Here is an 18,149-nt window from a genome sequence, read left to right as displayed (position 1 = left end):
ACTCACGACCCGCCCCCTCGACTCGTCACCTCCGCCCCGCTCCCGTCACCGGGACGCGGGGCGGAGGCTACCGCCCTCTACTTCTGCTTCTCGTAGTTCTTCAGGTACGGCGTCGCATGCACCTCCGCGCCGTTGAGCACGCACCCCAACACGGGCGCCCCGGCCAGCTGCTCCACCGCCTGGTGCACCGTCTTGCCCGGCGTCACGTTGGCGCGGATGACCATCAGCACCCCGTCCACCTGGTGACCCAGGATGGCCGCGTCCGCGAACGGCAGCGTCGGCGGCAGGTCGATGTACACCTCGTCGAAGCCCTCACGCACCGCCTTGAGGAACTGCTTCATCCGAGGGCTGGCCAGCACCTGCGAGGGCTCCTCCGGCGCGGTGCCGGCGGGGATGAGGGCCAGGCGCGTGGCCGCGAAGCGACGCACCACGTCCCGCACCTCCACCTCGCCGGACAACAGCTCCGCCAGGCCCGTCTTGTTGCGCACCCCCAGCGTGGCCGCCACACCGCCGCGCCGCAGGTCCGCGTCCACCAGCAGGATGCGCCGGTCCGGATTCGCCCGGGCCGCCGCCATCGCCAGGTTGACGCTCGTCACCGTCTTGCCCTCGCCGGGCATCGCGGAGGTCAGCGCCACCACCTTCATGGGGCGCAGCTCCCGCATCCGCTCCAACCGGTAATACAGGCTGCGGTACTGCTCCGCCGCCGCCGAGGCCGGCGCGGTCAGCGTCACCACCCGCCGGTCCACCGCGTTCGGGTTCGTCGAGTTCTCATCCACCCGCGGGAGGAAGTTGCCCGCCCGCTCCATCGTCTGGTCCATGTTCGGTTTCCGTCCTTTCCTTTGGGTGTCAGTTCAAAGAGGTGGGGGAGGACACGTTGTTGCGTCCGCCCTGGGACGGCATCAGCACGCGCCGCTCCGTCTTGCCCTGCATGTCCGGCACCACCGCCAACACCGGCAGCGTCAGGCGCTGGCGCACTTCCGAGCCATCGCGCAGGCTGTCGTCACGCATCTCCAGCACCGCGCCCGTGAGGATGCCCAGGCCCAGCGCCACCAGCAGGGCAATCACCAGCCCCGTCATCCGGTCCGGCCTCGCCGCCGTCACCGGCACGCCCGCGGGGGAGATGACGTTGAACAGGCTCTTGGAGCTCTTGGCCTCCAGCTCCTGGGCAATCTCCGCCTCCACCTTGCGGCTCACCACGCTCTGGTACTTGGTGCGCGCGATTTCGTAGTCGCGGTTCATCACCCCCAGCTCGTGCGCCCACTTCGGCGTGTTGTTCAGCCGGGCCTGGTACGCCTCCGCCTTCCCCTGCAGGTCGACGATGTCCTTCTGGATGACCTCGATGAGCGATGCCACCCGGCCGCGCTCGGCACGCTCCGCCCACAGGCGGCCTTCGGCCTCCTTGCGGCGCGTCGTCATCCCGTCCAGCTCGGTCTGCATGCGCTTGATCTCCGGGTGGTCCTCCGTCCACGTCGTGCGTGCATTCACCAGGGCCCGCGTCAGCCCGCTCTCCGCGGACTCCAGGCGACCGGCCTCGCTGTCCACCGCGTTGCGAGCCCGCGCCAGGTCCGAGCGGCGCGCTTCCGCCACGCGCAGCTCCTCCGACTTCGTCTGCAGCTCGTGCGACACGCGCTCGAGCCCTCGCATGTTCATCTCCATCTGCTCGGGCAGCTCGCCCAGGTGGTCCACCTTGAACTGGGAAATCTTTCGCTCCCAGTTGGAGACCGCCTTGCCCATGCTGCCCATTTCCTCGGTGAAGAGGTCCGTGGCACGCGCCGCCTGCGCCTGGCGCAGCTTCAGCGTCTCCTCGGAGAAGATGGTCGGCAGCCGGTTGGCCACCTGCGCGGCCACCTGCGGGTCGCGGTTGGTGTAGGTGATTTCGAACGCCGTCTCACCCTCCACGCGCACCTGCAGGTCCTTGCGCATCTGCGCAACCGCCGTCTCCATGCCCTTCTCGGACACGATGTCCGGATAGAGGTTCATTTCCTCGATGGCCTTCTGGAGCACGGGGCGTGCCATGAGCTCCTGGCGCACCGTGAGCAGCCTTTGCTCGATGAGCTCGCTCACCGTGCGCTGCACCATTTCCTCCCCTGGCCGCTGCGGCTCCACGCGGACCACCGCCGACGCTTCGTACATGCTCGGCCGCGTCATCACGATGGCCGCTCCCACCGCGAATACCGCTGCTGTGATGGCTCCCACCAACGCCTTGCGGCGCCAGAGAGAGGCCAACAGCTGGTCCGCCGTCATCCCACGCTCCATGATCCGCTCCTCCACCAACCCACTCACGTGTTGTCACCACGCCGTCACGATGAGACGGACAGCGAAAACGTTGCGCGTCAGATCTCCCGCAGCGCCCGCCGACTCCGCCACGCCCACCTGGGCAATCCGGTCCACCGCTCCCTGAGCCGCCACCTGGCGGCTGAAGCGGTACTCCACCCCTGCACCTACCGCGTACCCCTGGGAAACCAGGGGGGTGCTGCCAAACGTCGTCCAGTCCCGCGAGGGCGCTCGCCCGTTGCGGAAGAAGCTGGCCGCTCCAAACGCCGAGAACTGGTGGTCGAACCGCCGCGCCAGCATCAGCGACGCGTAGTCCGCCCACAGCGCGGTGGCGAAACCGCTGGCGCCGACCAGGTCGTGCCCCACGGCGAAGCCCAGGTCGAACAGCTCACCCTCGCGCGCCAGCTCCACATTCACGCGAGGAACCCACCCGCCCTCCTGCCCGTCCGGCGCCAGGTAGCGCACCGGTCCACCGCGAACGATGAGCGTGGTGGGCCGCGTCAGGCGATAGCGCAACGTGCCCGCCACGCCATGCGCCTGGGACAGGGAGTTGTCGTAATAGAAGCCCTGGTAGCGGTACTCCACGCCCAGGGTCAGCCGGCGCGTGGTGCGGTACATCACCTCCAGGGACGGCGTGTGGGCATAGCCCGGCTCCTGGCCGCTCTCGAGGATGCGCACCACTTCGATTCCGTAACCCACGCGCACGTCCACCCGCTCCGACGCGCGCGCGGTGAGTCCCAACCGGGCCTGCGTGAAGAACGTGGGTGACGTCGAGCGGGCCAGACCATCGCGAGGCAGCGAGGTGGGGTCCGTGACGCGGAAGACGCGCACGTTCGTGTCCACCCGGAGCCGCCGCGACAACAGGTGCCGCAGCTCCAGTGCCCCGCGGTGGTCCAACGTCACCTTGCCGGAGCCGTGCCGCATCAGCACGTCCGCGCCGTAGTAGCCGTTGAGGTTCAGCCGTTCGTCCCTGCCCTCGACCCCCAGGCGCGGCGACAGCTTCGTCATCAGCTGGCCGCCCGTGGCGCCCGCGCCCAGGCGCAGGTCGTCGTCGTAGCGTTCCTCGGCGGCGATTCTCAGCCGAGGCTCCCACACGGTCGCCGCCGGTACGGCCGGCGCGGTGAGCATGAGGCCCGTCAGCAGCCACTTCTTCCAGTCGCCCTTCACCGTCGTCCTCCCTCGCCTACGCCACCCACCGTCCATGGACCCCTCACCCGACTTCCGACGACGCTTCACGGCACGACGATGGTGTCACCGGGCCGAAGCATGACGTCCTGGTTCCCGTCGGGAGAGATGAGGTCGCTGTAGCGCACCGGAATCTGCCCGCCGTTGCCGTCGCTGCGGATGACGACAATGCCATCCGAGTTGGCGAAGTCGGTGAAGCCGCCCGCCAGGGCGATGGCCTGGATGAGCGACACGCGGCCGCGCAGCGGATAGGCGCCCGGATGCGTGACTTCGCCGGTGACGAACACGCGGCTGCTGTTGACCTCGCGGACAATCACCGTCACGCGCGGCTCCTGCACATACGGCTGGAAGCTGCTCTTCAACGCCTCGGCCAGCTCCGTCGGCGTCTTGCCCGCGGCCAGCACCTCGCCCACCATCGGCATGGAGATGTAGCCGTCGGGGCGAACCGGCAGCGTGCGAGACAGCTCCGCGTCGCGCCACACCGCGACGTCCAGCACATCCTCCCGTCCAATACGGTAAGGCTGCTCGGAGTTGTCCACCTTCACCGCAGGCTGGTGCGCACACCCGCCCAGGAGCATCACCCCCAACACCGTCCAGAACCCCGCGCTCGTCTTGCCCATCGTCCTCTCCCTCGTCGCTGCGGATGTCTCTTGGAGTCCCGCACCCGCGGAACTCGTCCCGTCCTACCCGGCGCGGTTGCCATAGCAGCGGGTGTGCCATGCAGCCCTGGGAGGGAAAACCCATGGATCGTCGTGGGTTACGAAATGCCCAGCGATTCGACCTCCCGCGGTCCGGGAAGAATTACTGGCATCGGACGGGGGGATGGCCCGGTGTTTTCGACAGTCTTCCTCCTGTTGATGGAAGACATTTTCCCACTGCGGGGCACGTGGCTTCTCATTCCGCACCGTGTGTGCGCGGCACGCGAATTGAAGTCTGTTGAGGGAGAGGAGTTTTGGTTCCACAACGGGCCCCTGGGCCCGGCAGACAGGGAGCGAGCGGATGAGGAAGGCAGCGGGGGCGGTGGCGGCGGCGTTCGCGATGGGAACCGGAGTGATGACGTGGATGGGCGTCGCCTTCGCGGCCCAGACGGAAGCGGCGGCGCTCGGGGTGATGGGGCTGGCCCTCTACGCGAGCAGCGCGCTGTTGAGCGGCAAGACGGCCGAGGACACGACGCGGGGCATGGCGAACCAGGCCTGACGCCTCGACACGAGATATCAGTAGAAGGCCCGATGCCCGCGAGGACATCGGGCCTTTTGTTTTTCAGACGTCAACCCCGTCCGGGGTCGCACTCAAGGAATGGCGCGCACCACTCCGCCATCCACGCGCAACGCCGAGCCGTTGATGCCCGACGCCTGCGGGCTGCACACGAAGGCCACCAGCGAGGCGACCTCGTCCGTGCGCGCGAAGCGCTGGAGCAGCGACGACGGCCGCGCGCTCTTGAAGAACTCGCGCTCCACCGTGGCCACGTCCACGCCCTGCTGCTTCGACAGGCTCTTGAGGAACTCCTCCACGCCTTCGGAGCGCGTGGGCCCCGGGAGGATGGAGTTCGAGGTGATGTTCGTCCCGGACAGGCCCTCCGCGATTCCGCGCGCGAGCGCGATCTGCGCCGTCTTCGTGACGCCGTAGTGAATCATCTCCACGGGAATCTGCACGCCGGACTCGCTGGAGATGAAGACGATGCGGCCCCAGTTCTTCTCGCGCATGCCCTTGAGGTAGTGCCGGCTGAGCCGCACGCCGCTCATCACGTTCACGTCGAAGATGTTCAGCCAGTCCTCGTCGGAGATGGCCTCGAAGGGCTTGGGCTCGAACACGCCCAGGTTGTTGACCAGGATGTCCACATGGGGAACGGCCTTGACCATCAGCGCCGCGCCCTCGCTCGTGCCCAGGTCTCCCGGAACTCCGCGCAGCTTCGCGTCCGGCTGCTTGCGGCGGACCTCCGCGATGGCCGCGTCCACGCGCTCCTTCGTGCGTCCATTGACGATGACCTCCGCGCCCTCCCGGGCCAGGGCCTCCACGATGGACAGGCCAATGCCCGCCGTGGAGCCGCTCACCAGCGCAACCTTGTTCTTCAGATCCAGGTCCATTCGTTCCCTCTCGAAATAGGCGGCGGTTGGTAACGGCTGGGGGGGCCCCTCGCCAGCCCGGTGTTCGGCGCTCCCGGTCGCCCCGTCCGTCACGGCGTGGTCAGCCCACATTGCGGAGTATCCGTGATGTGGTGTAGTTCTCGCCGGGCATGGTCCGGACGAAGAAGGGCGCGAAGAAGGCGACACCCTCCCCGCTCAAGTGCACCCCCGCGCAGCGCGAGTTGGGGGCGAGCCTTCTGCAGAAGCTGATGAGCTTCAACCGGGCACGGGCCGTCCTCCGGGACCCCATCAGCCAGCTCTGCCAGGAAGAGGACCTCAGCTCGCCCCAGTTCCACGTGATTCTCTGGCTGGGCTACGACGGGCCCCTGCACACCGGTGAGCTTTCGCGGCTCGCGGACATCAATGACAAGAGCATCACCGGCGTGGTGGACCGGCTGGAGCACCGGGGCCTGGTCGCACGAACCCGGCATCCCGACGACCGGCGCACCGTGGTCAACACGCTCACGGCGGCGGGCCGAGCGCTCTACGCCGAAATCGCGAACCGCATCGAGACGGGCCTGGGCTTCTTCATCGGAACCATGGACCCGCTGGAGCAGGAAATCACCTTCAGGCTCGCGGACCGCCTCCTCACGCTCATGAGCAGCGGCTCGAAGTAGGTCGGCCCTGGGGGTGGCATCGAAGTCACCCGCGACGCACAGCCGTTTGCAGTCCTCACCCTCGAGACCCCGAACAAGACCATGAGCACCGAGCACCGCACCGCCATCCTCGCCGCCGCCACGGAGAGCTTCGCCCGGCTCGGCTTCTCCGCCTCCTCGCTGGAGGACATCGCCCGGCGCGCGGGCCTGGAGCCGGGGCGCGTCCACGGCCACTTCGAGAGCAAGGAGGCCTTGTTCGCGGTGGTGGTGAGGCAGGTCTGGTGTGAAGCCTTCGCGCGGATAGAGCAGGCAGTCGCGCGAGCGCCCACCCCGGAGACCAAGGTGGCGGCCTTCGTGGAGACCCGACAGGAGCAGGTCGAGCGCATCCTCCAGGAGCTGCACGTGTCCTCGGAGGCCCTGCTCGACGTCCTGCCCCGCCTGGACCCGCTGCTCACGGACCTGTGGGAGCAGGAGGTCGCCCTGCTCGAGTCCGCGCTGACCGGGGGAAACACCGGGGGTGGGTCCACGTTCCACGACCCGAAGGGCGTGGCGCTCGCCCTGGCCTCGGGACTCCGGTCCGTCGAGCGCACCCTGCTGGAGGTGCGGGTGACGACGGAAAGCGTGGACGACTCGAGCACATCGCCCGGGAGTCCCGGCGCACCGTCGCGTTGGCTGCACTAGCGGCCGTGCTGCTCTATGGTGCGCCGCCATGGCGAACCCCCAGTACTGGCTCATCAAGAGCGAGCCGTCGGTCTACGCGTACGCGCAGCTCGAGAAGGACAAGCAGACGGAGTGGACGGGCATCCGCAGCTTCGAGGCGCGCAACAACCTGCGGGCGATGAAGCCCGGCGACCTCTGCCTCTACTACCACTCCAATGAAGGCAAGGCCGTGGTCGGCATCGCGAAGGTGCTCACCTCCGCGGGTCCCGACTCCACGGCGCCCGACGAGGACTGGGCCTCCGTGAAGGTGGCGGCCCTCCTCCCCTTCAAGCAGGCCGTGGACCTGGCCACCGTCAAGGCCACCGCCACGCTGAAGGACTTCCCGCTCATCACCCGCAGCCGGCTCAGCGTGGCCTCCGTCACCGCCGAGCACTTCAAGCTCATCCTGAAGATGGGGAAGACGGCGCTGCCGAAGTAGCCCTGGACGCGGGAGGCCGCAGCAGCGTCACCTGGGGCCCCGTGAAGGTGTGGCGCTGGAAGAAACCCCAGTAGAGCCCCAGCAGCACCAGCGCGCCGGCGAACGTGTAGCCGGCGAGCTGGTTGGGCGGCAGCACGAACAGCACCATCACCACCGCGCTCCACGTCAGCGCCACGCCGTTGACCCACGGCGACGCGCGGCCCAGGTCCCAAGGCCCCCGGTGGGACCACGTGCCGGCGCGGCGGGCGCGCAAGCCCACCCAGACGGGCAAGGCGTAGGACGCGTAGAGCGCCAGCGTGCTCAGCGCCACCATGGCCGCGTACGCCTCCGCCCACAGCGCGACCAGTCCCGAGCCCGCCACGGACACCCAGACCGCCACGGCGGGACTCCGGAAGCGCGGCGACACCTGGGCCAGCCACTTCGACGCGGGCAGCCCGTTGTCGCGCGCGAAGGCGAACAGCATGCGCGAGTTGGACGTCACCGAGGACAGTCCACAGAACCACATGGCGCCAATGGCCACCCACACCAACGCGCCCCCGAGCGAGGGGCCCAGCGCCTGCGTCAGCACGTACAGGAACGGGTTGGCCGCGGCGGCCGTCGTCGGCAGGTCCTGGATGGCCAGCGTCACCGCGCCCAGGAGCAGGTAGCCCGCCACGGCGCTGACGGCCACGGACAGGAAGATGCCCCAGGGGGCGTTGCGCGTGGGGTCTCGCGTCTCCTCGGAGATGTGCGCGCTGGCGTCGTAGCCGGTGAAGGTCCACTGCGCCTGCAAGAGGCCGATGAGGAAGCCGTAGGCGTACCACGGCGTCTCCGAGCTGAAGCGCGTGAGCAGGAAGGCCGCGTCCTGCTTCGGAGCGAACACCGCGAGCGCGCCGATGAGCACCGCGACGCCCGCGACGTGGTACCAGGCGGAGAAGTCATTGAGCCACGCGACGACGCGCACGCCCACGTGGTTCAACACCGCGTGGGACAGGAGGATGGCCGCGTAGAGGGGCAGCACCGAGGCGCGCTCGCGAGGCCAGCCGAGCATGTCCGCGAGGAATTCGGCCAGGCCATAGTCGATGCCCGCGGTGATTGCGAACTGGCCCAGCGTGTTGAGCCACGCGGTGAAGAAGCCCACCCGGGGGCCACCCAGCATCGCGGCCCAGTGGTAGAGCGCGCCCGCGGTGGGGAAGGACGACGCGAGCTGCGCGAGGCTCGCCGCCACCGCCAGCGTCATCACCGCGACCAGGGGCCAGCCCACGCCCATGACGAAGGGCCCGCCGAAGCGCAGCCCGTGGCCGTAGAGCGTCACCGCTCCGGTGAGGATGGAGATGATGGAGAAGGAGACGGCGAAGTTGGAGAAGCCGCCCATGCCGCGCAAGAGCTGCTGCGCATACCCCAGGCGCTGGAGCTGGGCGGCATCCTCCTCCAGCTGACGCTCATGGTCCGGAAGGTTGGCCATGACGCCCAGGATACGCGGGCCCATCCGCGACACCTTGGAGGGGCAGGTCGAATGGGCCCGCGTCTGTCCGGAACGCTACGGCTTGCGCGGCGGCGGGGGACTTCCGGCCTCACCGTCACCCGGAGGACCCTTGCGAATCTCGATGCGCTTCTGGATGCGCACCGTGCCCAGCTCCGCCTCCAGCTTGCGCCACAGCTCGGGGCCGAGCAGCTTCTTGATGCGGACCATCAACCCCAGGCGGTTGCGGCGCACCGCCGTCTCCGCGCGGCCCACCTCGTCCACCTGCTTGAGCACGGCGTTCTCGTCGGTGGAGTCCGCGCTCAACAGGCGCTCCAGTTGGAGCTGCGCCCGCTTCAGGTCCGCCTCCAGCGGGATGATGGCCTCGTTGGCATCGAACGTCAGCTCCTGCACCTGCTTGGCCACCTCGCGCGGAACACCCAGCTTCTCCACCAGGTGCGGGGGGATGCCGTGAGCGGCGGCGGGGAACTGTCCCGGAGGAAGCGCGCCTCCGCCGGGCCCCACGTGGTGAATCATGGGGGCGCCAGGACCCTGGCGGTGGAGGACGAAGTCATCCTCCGGCTGGGCCAGGGCGGACATGGGCGACAGCAGCAGCGGGGCCAGCGCGGCCGTGAGCAGCGTGGCAACGGGTGTCTTCTTCATGGCAACGACTCCTGTGGATTGAGTGGGAGGACCGCCGTTCGGAACGGCGGGTTTTCCAGCGCGCGGGAATCAGGGGGACGCAGCCACGCGGCCATCGTCCCGAAAGGTTTGTAGGTGTCGTCGCGGAACACCACGTCTCGGCGCGAGTAACCGCGCACCTCCGTGACGAGCCACGACAGCGAGCCGCGCTCGGCGCGAACGGCCCGGGCCACGGAGTCCAGGTCGACGTCGTCGGCCCCCTCGGCGCGGCGCAGACCCAGCTCGGGATGCGGCGCGGTGCCAGGCTCGTCGGGCAATTCGACCCGCGCCTCGTGGAGCGCGGGAGCCCCTGGTGAGGAAGGCGCCTCAAGGCCCGACAGCCACGTCACCAGACCGACACAGAAGGAGGCGACGACCCCGGCGACGGCGCGACGGCGCACCTTGCGGCGACGCACTTCCCGCAGCACGGCCTCGCGAGGCACGGGGGCCAGGGGCGGCGGCTGGGGCAGGCGCAGCCCGGACGCCGAGGCATGCACGGCGGCCAGCGTGCGACAGTCCTCACAGCCCTCCAGGTGGGCCCGCGCTTCCGGAGACCACGGTGGTGAGGACTCCAGGAGGGCGGTGGCCACGTCGTGGCATCTCATGGCGTGTCTCCTTCCAGGGCCTGTTCGGCCTTGAGCTTCTTGAGTGCGCGATACAAGTGGATGCGGACGGTGCCCCGGCCAATGCCCATCGCCTCCGCGACGGCGTCCAGCTCCAAACCCTCCAGGTAGCGCAGGGTGAAGGCCGTGGACTGCTGCGCGGGGAGCGCTCGCACCGCGCGACCCAACGCCCGCCACCGCTCGGCGCCGACGAAACGCTCCTCCGGAGAGAGGTCCAGCGGCGTCCCCCAGTCCAGGGCTTCACGCAGCACGTTCCACACGCGCCGCCGCCGCAAGTGGCCCATGGCCCGTGACACCAGGATGCGGCGCAGCCAGGCGGGCCCGGCCTTCGCGTCCCTCAGCAAATGACGCTTCTCGTAGGCATCAGCCAGGGCGGCCTGCACCAGGTCCCTCGCCTCCTCCCCATCCCACACCAACCGCCGAGCCAGCCGCAGCAACACGCCCTGCTCCGCCTCCAGGAGCGCGTCGAAATCCAACGCGGCCACGGCGCGCGCTGGGCTTCCAGGCTCCTCCAGGATGGCGGTACCCTTCACGGTGAAACGACCTCCTCGTCGGCTTCCACGGAATGAGGACGCACGAGGTCGGAAACCGGCATACTCGAATCGTGAGCTCATCAGAAATCCGCCGGATTCCAGCCGCCGAGACGCGCGGGCTGCGCCGCGCCGTCCTCCGTCCCCACCAGCCTCCCGAGGCGGTCGTCTATCCAGGGGATGACGACAAGGACACCCTCCACCTGGGCCTGTATGCGGAAGGCCGCCTGCTCGGAGTGGCCTCCCTGTACCGGGAGCCGCCACCTTACGCGCTGAAAGCCATCACCGCCTGGCGCCTGCGGGGCATGGCCGTGGAGCAGGGACGACAGGGACAGGGCCTGGGTGCGGCCCTGCTGAAGGCCTGCATGGAGCACGCCGTGACACAGAAGGGCACGCAGTTGTGGTGCAACGCGCGGTCGACGGCCTCGGGCTTCTATCGCTCGCTGGGCTTCGTGCCGCATGGAGACGCGTTCGAGCTGCCGGGCATCGGACCGCACCACCTCATGTCCCGGAACCTGGCGGAGTCCGCGCGATGACGTCGCCGCTGGACCTGGACGCGCTGCGGACCGCCATCGAGAACATCGACGAGGAGATCCTCGACGCGCTCCGCCGCCGCATGGACCTGGCGGATGACGTGGCCCGCTCCAAGCTGGCCACGGCCGCGCCGTTCAGGGACCAGCGTCGCGAGGACCTCCTGCTGCGCCGCATCCGCACCCGCGCCGCCGAGCACGGCCTGGACCCGCACGAGGTGGAGCGCTTCTGGCGGTTGGTCATCGACATGTCCGTCGCGCGCCAGCAGGCGCTCGTCACGCGGCTGGACACCACGCCGCTGCGCGTGGGGTATCCGGGCGTCGAAGGCTCGTACAGCCACCTGGCCGCGCGTCGCCGCTATACGGGCCGCGCCGGGGGCGTGCTGCTCACCGGGTTCGACCACTCGCGAGATTTGGTGGAGGCGCTACGTCGCGGGGAGATGGACCTGGCGCTGCTGCCGATTGAAAACACCACCGCCGGCAGCATGAACGAGACGTATGACCTGCTCGCCGAGGGCGGCGTGGTCATCACCGCGGAGCTGGTGAGCCAGGTGGACCACCGGCTGCTGGGCCTGCCGGGCGCGAAGCTGGAGGGTCTGCGCGAGGTGATTTCCCATCCGCAGGCCCTGGCCCAGTGCGAGGCGTTCCTGCGTGAGAAGTTGCCGTGGGCGCGCGCGGTGCCGGACGCGGACACGGGGGGCGCGGCGCAGAAGGTGCGTGAGCGCAACGACGCCACCGTCGCCGCCATCGCCAGCGAGACGGCCGCGCAGCGCTTCGGCCTGGAGGTGCTCGCGCGGGAGCTGCAGCCGGAGTTCGACTACACGCGCTTCGTGGAGGTGGGCCGCGAGGCCACGCCGCTGGCCCCGGGCGTGCCGTGCAAGACGTCGCTGCTGATGGTGCTGGAGCACAAGCCGGGCACGCTGGGGGAGATGCTCCAGCGGCTCACCCTGCGCGGCGTCAATCTGAGCAAGCTGGAGTCGCGTCCCATTCCGGGCAGCCCGTGGCAGTACCGCTTCTACGTGGACGTGGAGGGCCATGCGGCCTCCGCGCCGCTGACGGCCGCGCTGGAGGACATCCGACCGCTGACCTCCTTCCTGCGCGTGCTGGGGACGTATGGCCGCGCCGAGGGGAGCCATGGCTGAGCAGTCCAGGCGCCGCGTCGGCTTCCAGGGAGAGCACGGCGCGTATGGAGAAGAGGCGCTGCGCGCGCTCTACGGACCGGACGTGGAGGCCATCCCCTGCCCCACCTTCCGCGCCGTCTTCGAGGCGGTGGCGGAGGGCCGCGTGGAGGCGGGCGTGCTCCCCGTGGAGAGTTCGCTGGGCGGGCCCGTGGTGGAGAACGTGGACCTGCTGCTGGAGCATGACCTGCAGATCTCCAGCGAGCTGTCGCTGCGCATCCACCACTGCCTCGTCGCGCCGCCAGGCCTCGTGCTGGCGGACGTCGAGCGGGCCCTTTCACATCCCCAGGCATTGGCGCAGTGCGCGGGCTACCTGCGACGGCGCGGCATCCAGCCCGTGGCGGAGGCCAACACCGCCGTCGCCGCGCGCAAGGTCGCCGAGCAGGCCCCGCCGCGCACGGCCGCCATCGCCAGCCGCGTCTCCGCGGAGCTGTACGGCCTGACGGTGCTGGAAGAAGGCGTGGAGGACTCGCCCGACAACCACACGCGCTTCGTCACGGTGGGCGTCGCGCCGCCGCGCGCGTGGAAGCGTCGCAAGACGGCGCTGGCCTTCACCGTCCAGAACGAGCCCGGCGCGCTGTACCGCGTGCTGGGGGCCTTCTCCGGACGGGGACTGGAAGTGTCCCGCCTGGAGTCCCGGCCCCAGCGCCGCGCGTGGGAGTACGTGTGGTGCCTGGACGTGGACGGCGCGCTGGAGGACCCGCGGGTGCGTGAGGCGGTGGAGGCCGCCCAGGCGGCCTGCATCACCCTACGGGTCCTCGGCAGCTACGGCGTGGCCTGAGCCGCTACGCCGGGATGAGCTGGCTGCCGTCGCCGTTCTTCACGACGGACAGGTACGCCTCGCGGACAATCTGAGTGTAGCGCTGGAGCGACGCGAGCTGCTCCAGTCGCAGCGCCTGAGGGCCGTCGCACAGGGCCGCTTCCGGGTGCGGGTGGAAGTCCACCAGCACCATGGACGCGCCCGCGATGAGGCCCTGGCCAATGGAGTGGAAAATGTCCGGCAGGCCGTCCGGCGGCGCGTCCGCGCGGCCAATGGCGTGCGACGGGTCCACGCACACGGGCATGCGCGTGAGCCGGCGCACCACCGGCACGTGGGCGAAGTCCACCATGTTGCGGTGCGGGTCACCCAGGTGCGTCTTCACGCCGCGGAGGCAGAAGACAATCTTGGGGTTGCCCTCGCTCGCGATGTACTCGCACGCGTTGAGGGACTCCTCCAACGTAATCCCCATGCCGCGCTTGAAGAGCACGGGGAAGACGCGCTGCTGGCCAATGGACTTGAGCAGCTCGAAGTTCTGCGCGTTGCGCGTGCCCACCTGGAGCATGACGCCCGTGGCGTTGCCCGAGCGCTCCAGCGCGTCGCGAATCTCGTCGATGTGCCGGGGGTGCGTCACCTCCATGGCGACGACCTTGATGCCGTGCTTGCCCGCGGACTCGAACACCCACGGAAGGCACGCGGCACCCAGCCCCTGGAACTCGTACGGGTTGGTGCGCGGCTTGTACGCCCCCATGCGCGTGGTGCGGATGTCGCAGCGCGCGAGCGCCGCCATCATCGAATCCACGTTCTCCTTCGTGTCCACCGCGCACAGGCCGGCGAACAACTGCACGGAGCGCTCGTCGAACGTCACGCCGTTGTAGTCGAAGCCCGTGGACGCCCGCTGGCCCTTGTGCCGGCCGATGACGCGGTACTTCTGCGAGACGCGCACCACCTGCCGCACGCCCGGAATCTGCTCGAAGACCTCCGTGGGAATCTGCGCGGTGGGGCCCAGCAGGTACACCTCCGTCACGGTGTACTCCGCGCCCTCCATGACGTGAGGCCGAGGCGTCACGCCCTTGTACTGAGAGGCGGCTTGGAGGACGGCGGACACCACGGACTCGGGGGAGTCCGGCTCGAGCATGACAATCATCTTCTGGATTCTCCGGGCAGTATTTTCGTATTAATCTGGAATTGTAGCGCGGAATGCCCGCGCGGATGGGTAACATCGGGAGTGGGGCAATGCGTCCACGAAGGGCGTCATCCCTTCGAGGACGGGGATGAGCGCGCGTCGGGGCGCGCGGCCCCCTGTTCCGTCGCTCGCTCAGCCCCCCACGGGCCGCAGGCGCAGGGCGAGCTGGGCGTAGTGGTCTCGCTGGGCGGTGTCGCCCAGGTGCTCCCACACGTCGGACAGGGCCTTGGCGGCCTCGACGTAGGCGGGAGACAGCTCCAGGGCCAGCTCGAAGGTGTGGCGGGCCTGCCGGTAGCGCGCCTTGTCCGGGCGCCGAGGGCCCCGGGTGAGCAGCGCGTTGCCCCGCTCATAGACTTCGATGGCGGAGGCCTCGCGGTAGCCAGGGTCCGCGTTGAGCTGGATGGCGCGCTCCATCAACTGCGCGGCGGCCTCCGGCTCCCCCAGCTCCAGCTGACAGAGGGCGGCGTCGCGATGCGGGTCCGCGGCGGACGGGTCCACGTCGATGGCGCGCTCGAAGCAGCGCAGGGCTTCTTCGGTGCGGCCCAGCCGTGCGAGCGAGGAGCCCCGCGCGGTGAGGGCCGGGAAGTGCTTGGGGTCCACGGCGAGGACCTTGTCGAAGGCGGAGATCGCGGCTTCGTGTTGGCCGGTCATCGAGAGCTTGGCGCCCTCGTTGAATGCCGCGAACAGCAACTTGGACATCGTGCCCCCAGGGCAAGGATTGCCCGGCCATCCAACGGCCGTTCGGCCAGCCTCTCACCGGTAAGCACCGGCTGGAAAGGCGTTCTGGGGGGCTTCGATTTCGTCCGGCTGATGGGAGCCATCCGCTCCACTCCGGACACCGTCCATCAGAGACGCAGACCTACCTGGACTCCAGGCCAGAACAGGACGTCCCGGTCGGAGGTCTTGGAGAACTGGCTGAGCGACGTCACGGGTTCACCGTCCGTGGTGTGCATGACGTTGAAGGTAGGGCCAGCGATGATGGCGAAGCGGGAGGCCAACTGGAAGCCCGCCATCAGCCGGGCCTGGTGCAGCAGCCGGTTCCCATCGAACGCACCGCCCCACTCGTGGATGCTGTGGGTCACCACGTCCACGTCGAAGAAGAAGCGCTCGGTCAGCGGCACGTGGCCGCCGATGCCCACACCCGTCGTCCAGTGGCTGGGGCCGCGCGAGTCCTTCACCGCGCCCATGCCGACGACGAGCGTGGTGTAGAGGTAGCGGCTGCCGACCTTGAGCGAGACGTTGGCGTAGTTGACATCGCTGCCGTAGGCCTCGACGTGGAACTGGCCGTTGCTCACGATGTTCAAGAGGCCCACCGGGACGCCGGATTCCAGGTCCTTCACCACGTTGATGAGGCCCAGCTGCACGCCGTTCATCTTCCCCGCGACGTTGATGAGGCCCAGCTGCATGCCGTTCACGTCACCGCCCATGTTGATGAGCGACAGCTGCGCGCCGCGCGCCGAATCGGCCCAGTTCATGCCCACCGACATCTGCACGCCGGACATCTTGCCGCGCACCATGCTGAGGCCCACCGCGGCCTGGTAGCCCTCGAAATCGCCATCCACCCAACTGGAACCCACCGCCATCTGCGTGCCGGACATCGACGTGCTGGACACGTTGGCGCCCACCGCGAGCTGGCCCAGCGTTCCGCCCTGCCGCGCGACGTTGACGCCCACCGCGAGCTGCATGCCGCCCACCGGCCCACTGGCCCAGTTGCCGCCCACGGCGAGCTGCATGCCGTCCACCTCGCCGCGCACCACGTTGCCACCGATGGCCGTCTGCACGCCGCGGATGGAGTCCGAGTTCCAGTTCGCGCCCAGCGCCATCGCGAAGCCATCCAGCCGTCCCAGGCTCGCCACACCCAGCGACACGGAGAGGGCGTTGTCCACCTCGCCATTCGCGCCGAAGAGGTCGTTGGTCTGGAGCTTCGGAGCGAGCCCCAGGTTCAGGAAGCGGTAGGTGTGCCCCGCGCGGTCCACCGGCGTCACCATCGGCTGCGAGCCCGCGCCCGCGAGGGGAGCGCCGCCGCGCATCGCGGTCAGCTCGCCCGCCATCGGCACGAAGGCGGTGTCGGCGAGCACCGTGCGCCCGCCTTCGCCCACCACCAGCGCGGCCTGGGAGCTGGCGCCGCGCGACTCGCGCATCACCGTGTAGCGACCGGGCTGCAGGCCCAGCTCCGTGGCGCGGCCCGCCAGCTTGTTGAGCTCCACCACCAGACGCCCGGGCTCGTCACGGACGTACAGGCGTCCCTCGACGCCCTCGCCCATCACCAGCACGGCCGACGTGGTGCGCAGGTCCGTCATCACCAGCTCGCCCGTGCCGGCCAGCTCGATGTCATAGGCGGGGTGCTGGGCGCCGGCGCGCGTGCGCTCGGTGCGCGCGAGCGTCTCGTGGAAGGCGAACTGGTAGGCCTCGTGGAGCGTGACGCGCCCGTCGCCCGTGGAGTCGGCGGCGCCGCGCAGGCCGGACACCAGGTTGTGCGTGAAGAACGAGCCGCCGATGCGGTCGGACTCCTGCGACACCTCATCCTCGGAGGAGGACGTGAGGATGGCGTGGCCGCGCACGGCGGAGGACGTGTCGACGAGGAAGGCGGGACGGCGCACGCCGCCCTTCTGACGCGCCAGCGTGCCGGAGGCGCACGAGTCGAGGATGGCGATGCGCACGTCGGCGGGGAGCTGCTCCAGCGCCTGACGCAGCTCGCGGTAGCCGAAGCGGTCCTTGTGCAGCAGCAGGCCCTCTTCGTCCGAGTGGCCCGAGTAGTAGATGAGCGCCTCGGTGCGAGCCCCCGGGGCCTTCGCCGCGCCGACCATGGCCTTGAAGCGCGCCAGCGCCTGCTCCAGCGCCGCGCGGTCTCCTTCCAGCATCATCAGCCGGTCTTGAGGCAACACTCCGCCCAGCTCCTCCAGCACGTTGCCGAAGGAGCTCGCGTCGGTGACGGCATAGCGGAGCCGGGCACGGCCAGGGCCTCCATCGTTGACGCCCACCAGCAGCGCGAAGCGACGGACGGCGACGGGCGCGGGCGTGGCGGGAGCCGCCATGGCCAGCGTGGGAAGCAACAGGGACAGGAACAGGAGCGACCGCGGCATCACGGCACTTTCTCCAACGTGAAGGATGTCTGGGCCAGGGTACCCGGAAGAGGGAGCGGCCGGATGCTCGCCTCGGTGGGGTGACGGGCCAGCAGGCGCGCGGCCTCCAGCACGGACCCCACGTCCAGCGGAGAATCCGAGGTGACGAGGAAGAAGCGCTCGAAACCCGGTGCGTCATCGAGTTCGTAGGAATGCGTCAAGGACACCGCGTCTCCCGACTGAAGCTTCGTGGGCCCCACCAGGGTGGTGGGGTGATGCAGCGTCACAGCGCCTCGTCCGTCCACGGAGACCACCACGCCATGGCGGTGGCCTCCCGAAATGTAGCTGAGCTGGAGCAGATCTCCGGTGCGGGCGGGCGTGTGGTCCGACAGCAGCTCCGGAGCTCCCGCGTCCTGCCGATACACCAGCAACCGGGCATCGCCCTTGATGCCCACCGTCTCGAGCAGCTCGACGCGCACGGGCAGCAGCGAAGGCGACTCCACCACGTCCTGCTGCGCGGACAGGAACAGCAGCACCAGGGACGCGGCCACCGGCATGCTCAGGGACCACCCGTGCCAGCCCTGGCGCTCCGGCTGCGGAGCGGCGTTCGCCTGGAGCTGGGCGGTGCGGAGGCGACGGGCCACTTCCCGGCTCACGGACTCGGGGGGGTGACGGGCCAGCGTCTCGCGCGAGTCCGACTCCAGCCGGGCGAGCCGCGCGGCCCCGTGGGGTTCCTGCTCCAGCTTGGCGCGGGCGGCGGCGAGCGCGTCCGAGGGCAGTTCACCCAGGGCGATTCGCTCCAGCAGCCAGTCAGGGGTGCACAGGGCCATGCTCACGAAGCCTCC

20 protein-coding genes are annotated in these 18,149 nt (G+C 69.6%); 7 read left to right on the top strand and 13 right to left on the bottom strand.

Translation table 11 applies throughout. The features are described from left to right. Positions 1-77: 77 nt before the first annotated feature. From FJV41_RS26360 to FJV41_RS26345, 4 genes are all read right to left on the bottom strand, one after another. A complete protein-coding gene (locus FJV41_RS26360) occupies positions 78-818 on the bottom strand; it encodes a CpsD/CapB family tyrosine-protein kinase (RefSeq protein ID WP_141645315.1) in 741 nt (246 codons plus the stop codon). A 28-nt stretch (positions 819-846) separates the two neighbouring features. After that, a complete protein-coding gene (locus FJV41_RS26355) occupies positions 847-2,256 on the bottom strand; it encodes a GumC family protein (RefSeq protein ID WP_141645314.1) in 1,410 nt (469 codons plus the stop codon). Between the two features lie 33 nt (positions 2,257-2,289). After that, complete coding sequence (locus FJV41_RS26350; protein ID WP_174458633.1) at positions 2,290-3,441, bottom strand: hypothetical protein; 1,152 nt, start codon at positions 3,439-3,441, stop codon at positions 2,290-2,292. Between the two features lie 65 nt (positions 3,442-3,506). Further along, positions 3,507-4,079: a polysaccharide biosynthesis/export family protein gene (locus tag FJV41_RS26345; protein ID WP_141645312.1), complete on the bottom strand. Its 573-nt coding sequence runs from the start codon at positions 4,077-4,079 to the stop codon at positions 3,507-3,509. 379 nt (positions 4,080-4,458) lie between these two features. Here FJV41_RS26345 and FJV41_RS26340 point away from each other — a divergent pair, with 379 nt between their 5' ends. Continuing rightward, entirely contained in the window at positions 4,459-4,656 is a 198-nt protein-coding gene (locus FJV41_RS26340; RefSeq protein ID WP_141645311.1) for a hypothetical protein, read from the top strand. Positions 4,657-4,748: 92 nt separating this feature from the next. Here the strand turns inward: FJV41_RS26340 and FJV41_RS26335 are convergent, their stop codons facing one another. Then, positions 4,749-5,543 (bottom strand): SDR family NAD(P)-dependent oxidoreductase, encoded by a 795-nt coding sequence (locus FJV41_RS26335; protein WP_141645310.1) that lies wholly within the window; start codon positions 5,541-5,543, stop codon positions 4,749-4,751. Between the two features lie 149 nt (positions 5,544-5,692). Between FJV41_RS26335 and FJV41_RS26330 the strand changes: the two genes are divergently transcribed. The 3 genes from FJV41_RS26330 (at position 5,693) to FJV41_RS26320 (ending at position 7,316) form a co-directional block, all read left to right on the top strand. Next, a complete protein-coding gene (locus FJV41_RS26330) occupies positions 5,693-6,199 on the top strand; it encodes a MarR family winged helix-turn-helix transcriptional regulator (RefSeq protein ID WP_141645309.1) in 507 nt (168 codons plus the stop codon). An 81-nt stretch (positions 6,200-6,280) separates the two neighbouring features. Continuing rightward, entirely contained in the window at positions 6,281-6,859 is a 579-nt protein-coding gene (locus FJV41_RS26325; protein WP_141645308.1) for a TetR/AcrR family transcriptional regulator, read from the top strand. Positions 6,860-6,887: 28 nt separating this feature from the next. After that, positions 6,888-7,316: an EVE domain-containing protein gene (locus FJV41_RS26320; protein ID WP_141645307.1), complete on the top strand. Its 429-nt coding sequence runs from the start codon at positions 6,888-6,890 to the stop codon at positions 7,314-7,316. Here FJV41_RS26320 and FJV41_RS26315 read toward each other — a convergent pair. From FJV41_RS26315 to FJV41_RS26300, 4 genes are read right to left on the bottom strand one after another with little or no spacing between them, the layout of a single operon-like run. Further along, a complete protein-coding gene (locus tag FJV41_RS26315; protein WP_246137419.1) occupies positions 7,279-8,784 on the bottom strand; it encodes an amino acid permease in 1,506 nt (501 codons plus the stop codon). The two genes, FJV41_RS26320 and FJV41_RS26315, sit on opposite strands and share 38 nt — an antisense overlap. A gap of 51 nt (positions 8,785-8,835) precedes the next feature. After that, positions 8,836-9,420 (bottom strand): periplasmic heavy metal sensor, encoded by a 585-nt coding sequence (locus FJV41_RS26310; RefSeq protein WP_141645306.1) that lies wholly within the window; start codon positions 9,418-9,420, stop codon positions 8,836-8,838. Next, positions 9,417-10,043 (bottom strand): hypothetical protein, encoded by a 627-nt coding sequence (locus FJV41_RS26305; RefSeq protein WP_141645305.1) that lies wholly within the window; start codon positions 10,041-10,043, stop codon positions 9,417-9,419. The genes FJV41_RS26310 and FJV41_RS26305 overlap by 4 nt, the downstream gene beginning before the upstream one ends. Continuing rightward, positions 10,040-10,594, bottom strand: coding sequence for an RNA polymerase sigma factor (locus FJV41_RS26300; RefSeq protein WP_141645304.1), 555 nt, complete (start codon positions 10,592-10,594; stop codon positions 10,040-10,042). The genes FJV41_RS26305 and FJV41_RS26300 overlap by 4 nt, the downstream gene beginning before the upstream one ends. Before the next feature lie 71 nt (positions 10,595-10,665). Between FJV41_RS26300 and FJV41_RS26295 the strand changes: the two genes are divergently transcribed. The 3 genes from FJV41_RS26295 to pheA are packed head-to-tail and all read left to right on the top strand — an operon-like array spanning position 10,666 to position 13,080. Continuing rightward, the gene (locus FJV41_RS26295; RefSeq protein WP_141645303.1) at positions 10,666-11,127 is read left to right on the top strand and encodes a GNAT family N-acetyltransferase; all 462 of its coding nucleotides are present in this window, start codon (positions 10,666-10,668) and stop codon (positions 11,125-11,127) included. After that, the gene (locus tag FJV41_RS26290) at positions 11,124-12,263 is read left to right on the top strand and encodes a bifunctional chorismate mutase/prephenate dehydratase (protein WP_141645302.1); all 1,140 of its coding nucleotides are present in this window, start codon (positions 11,124-11,126) and stop codon (positions 12,261-12,263) included. Before FJV41_RS26295 ends, FJV41_RS26290 begins: the two co-directional genes overlap by 4 nt. Beyond that, positions 12,256-13,080: a prephenate dehydratase gene (gene pheA, locus FJV41_RS26285; protein ID WP_141645301.1), complete on the top strand. Its 825-nt coding sequence runs from the start codon at positions 12,256-12,258 to the stop codon at positions 13,078-13,080. Before FJV41_RS26290 ends, pheA begins: the two co-directional genes overlap by 8 nt. A gap of 4 nt (positions 13,081-13,084) precedes the next feature. On the opposite strand, the gene FJV41_RS26280 is transcribed toward pheA, so the two are convergent. From FJV41_RS26280 to FJV41_RS26265, 4 genes are all read right to left on the bottom strand, one after another. Beyond that, on the bottom strand, positions 13,085-14,203 hold the full coding sequence (locus FJV41_RS26280; protein WP_141645300.1) for a 3-deoxy-7-phosphoheptulonate synthase: 1,119 nt from the start codon (positions 14,201-14,203) through the stop codon (positions 13,085-13,087). A 171-nt stretch (positions 14,204-14,374) separates the two neighbouring features. After that, positions 14,375-14,941, bottom strand: a complete 567-nt coding sequence (locus tag FJV41_RS26275) for a tetratricopeptide repeat protein (protein ID WP_141645299.1) — start codon at positions 14,939-14,941, stop codon at positions 14,375-14,377. Between the two features lie 146 nt (positions 14,942-15,087). After that, complete coding sequence (locus FJV41_RS26270) at positions 15,088-17,325, bottom strand: caspase family protein (RefSeq protein ID WP_141645298.1); 2,238 nt, start codon at positions 17,323-17,325, stop codon at positions 15,088-15,090. Further along, on the bottom strand, positions 17,325-18,134 hold the full coding sequence (locus tag FJV41_RS26265) for an ActD protein (RefSeq protein WP_141645317.1): 810 nt from the start codon (positions 18,132-18,134) through the stop codon (positions 17,325-17,327). Before FJV41_RS26265 ends, FJV41_RS26270 begins: the two co-directional genes overlap by 1 nt. Between the last annotated feature and the right edge of the window lie 15 nt (positions 18,135-18,149).

The organism is Myxococcus llanfairpwllgwyngyllgogerychwyrndrobwllllantysiliogogogochensis (assembly GCF_006636215.1).
GTDB classification, from domain to species: Bacteria; Myxococcota; Myxococcia; order Myxococcales; family Myxococcaceae; genus Myxococcus; species Myxococcus llanfairpwllgwyngyllgogerychwyrndrobwllllantysiliogogogochensis.
This window is presented reverse-complemented; position numbering and strand designations above follow the sequence as displayed.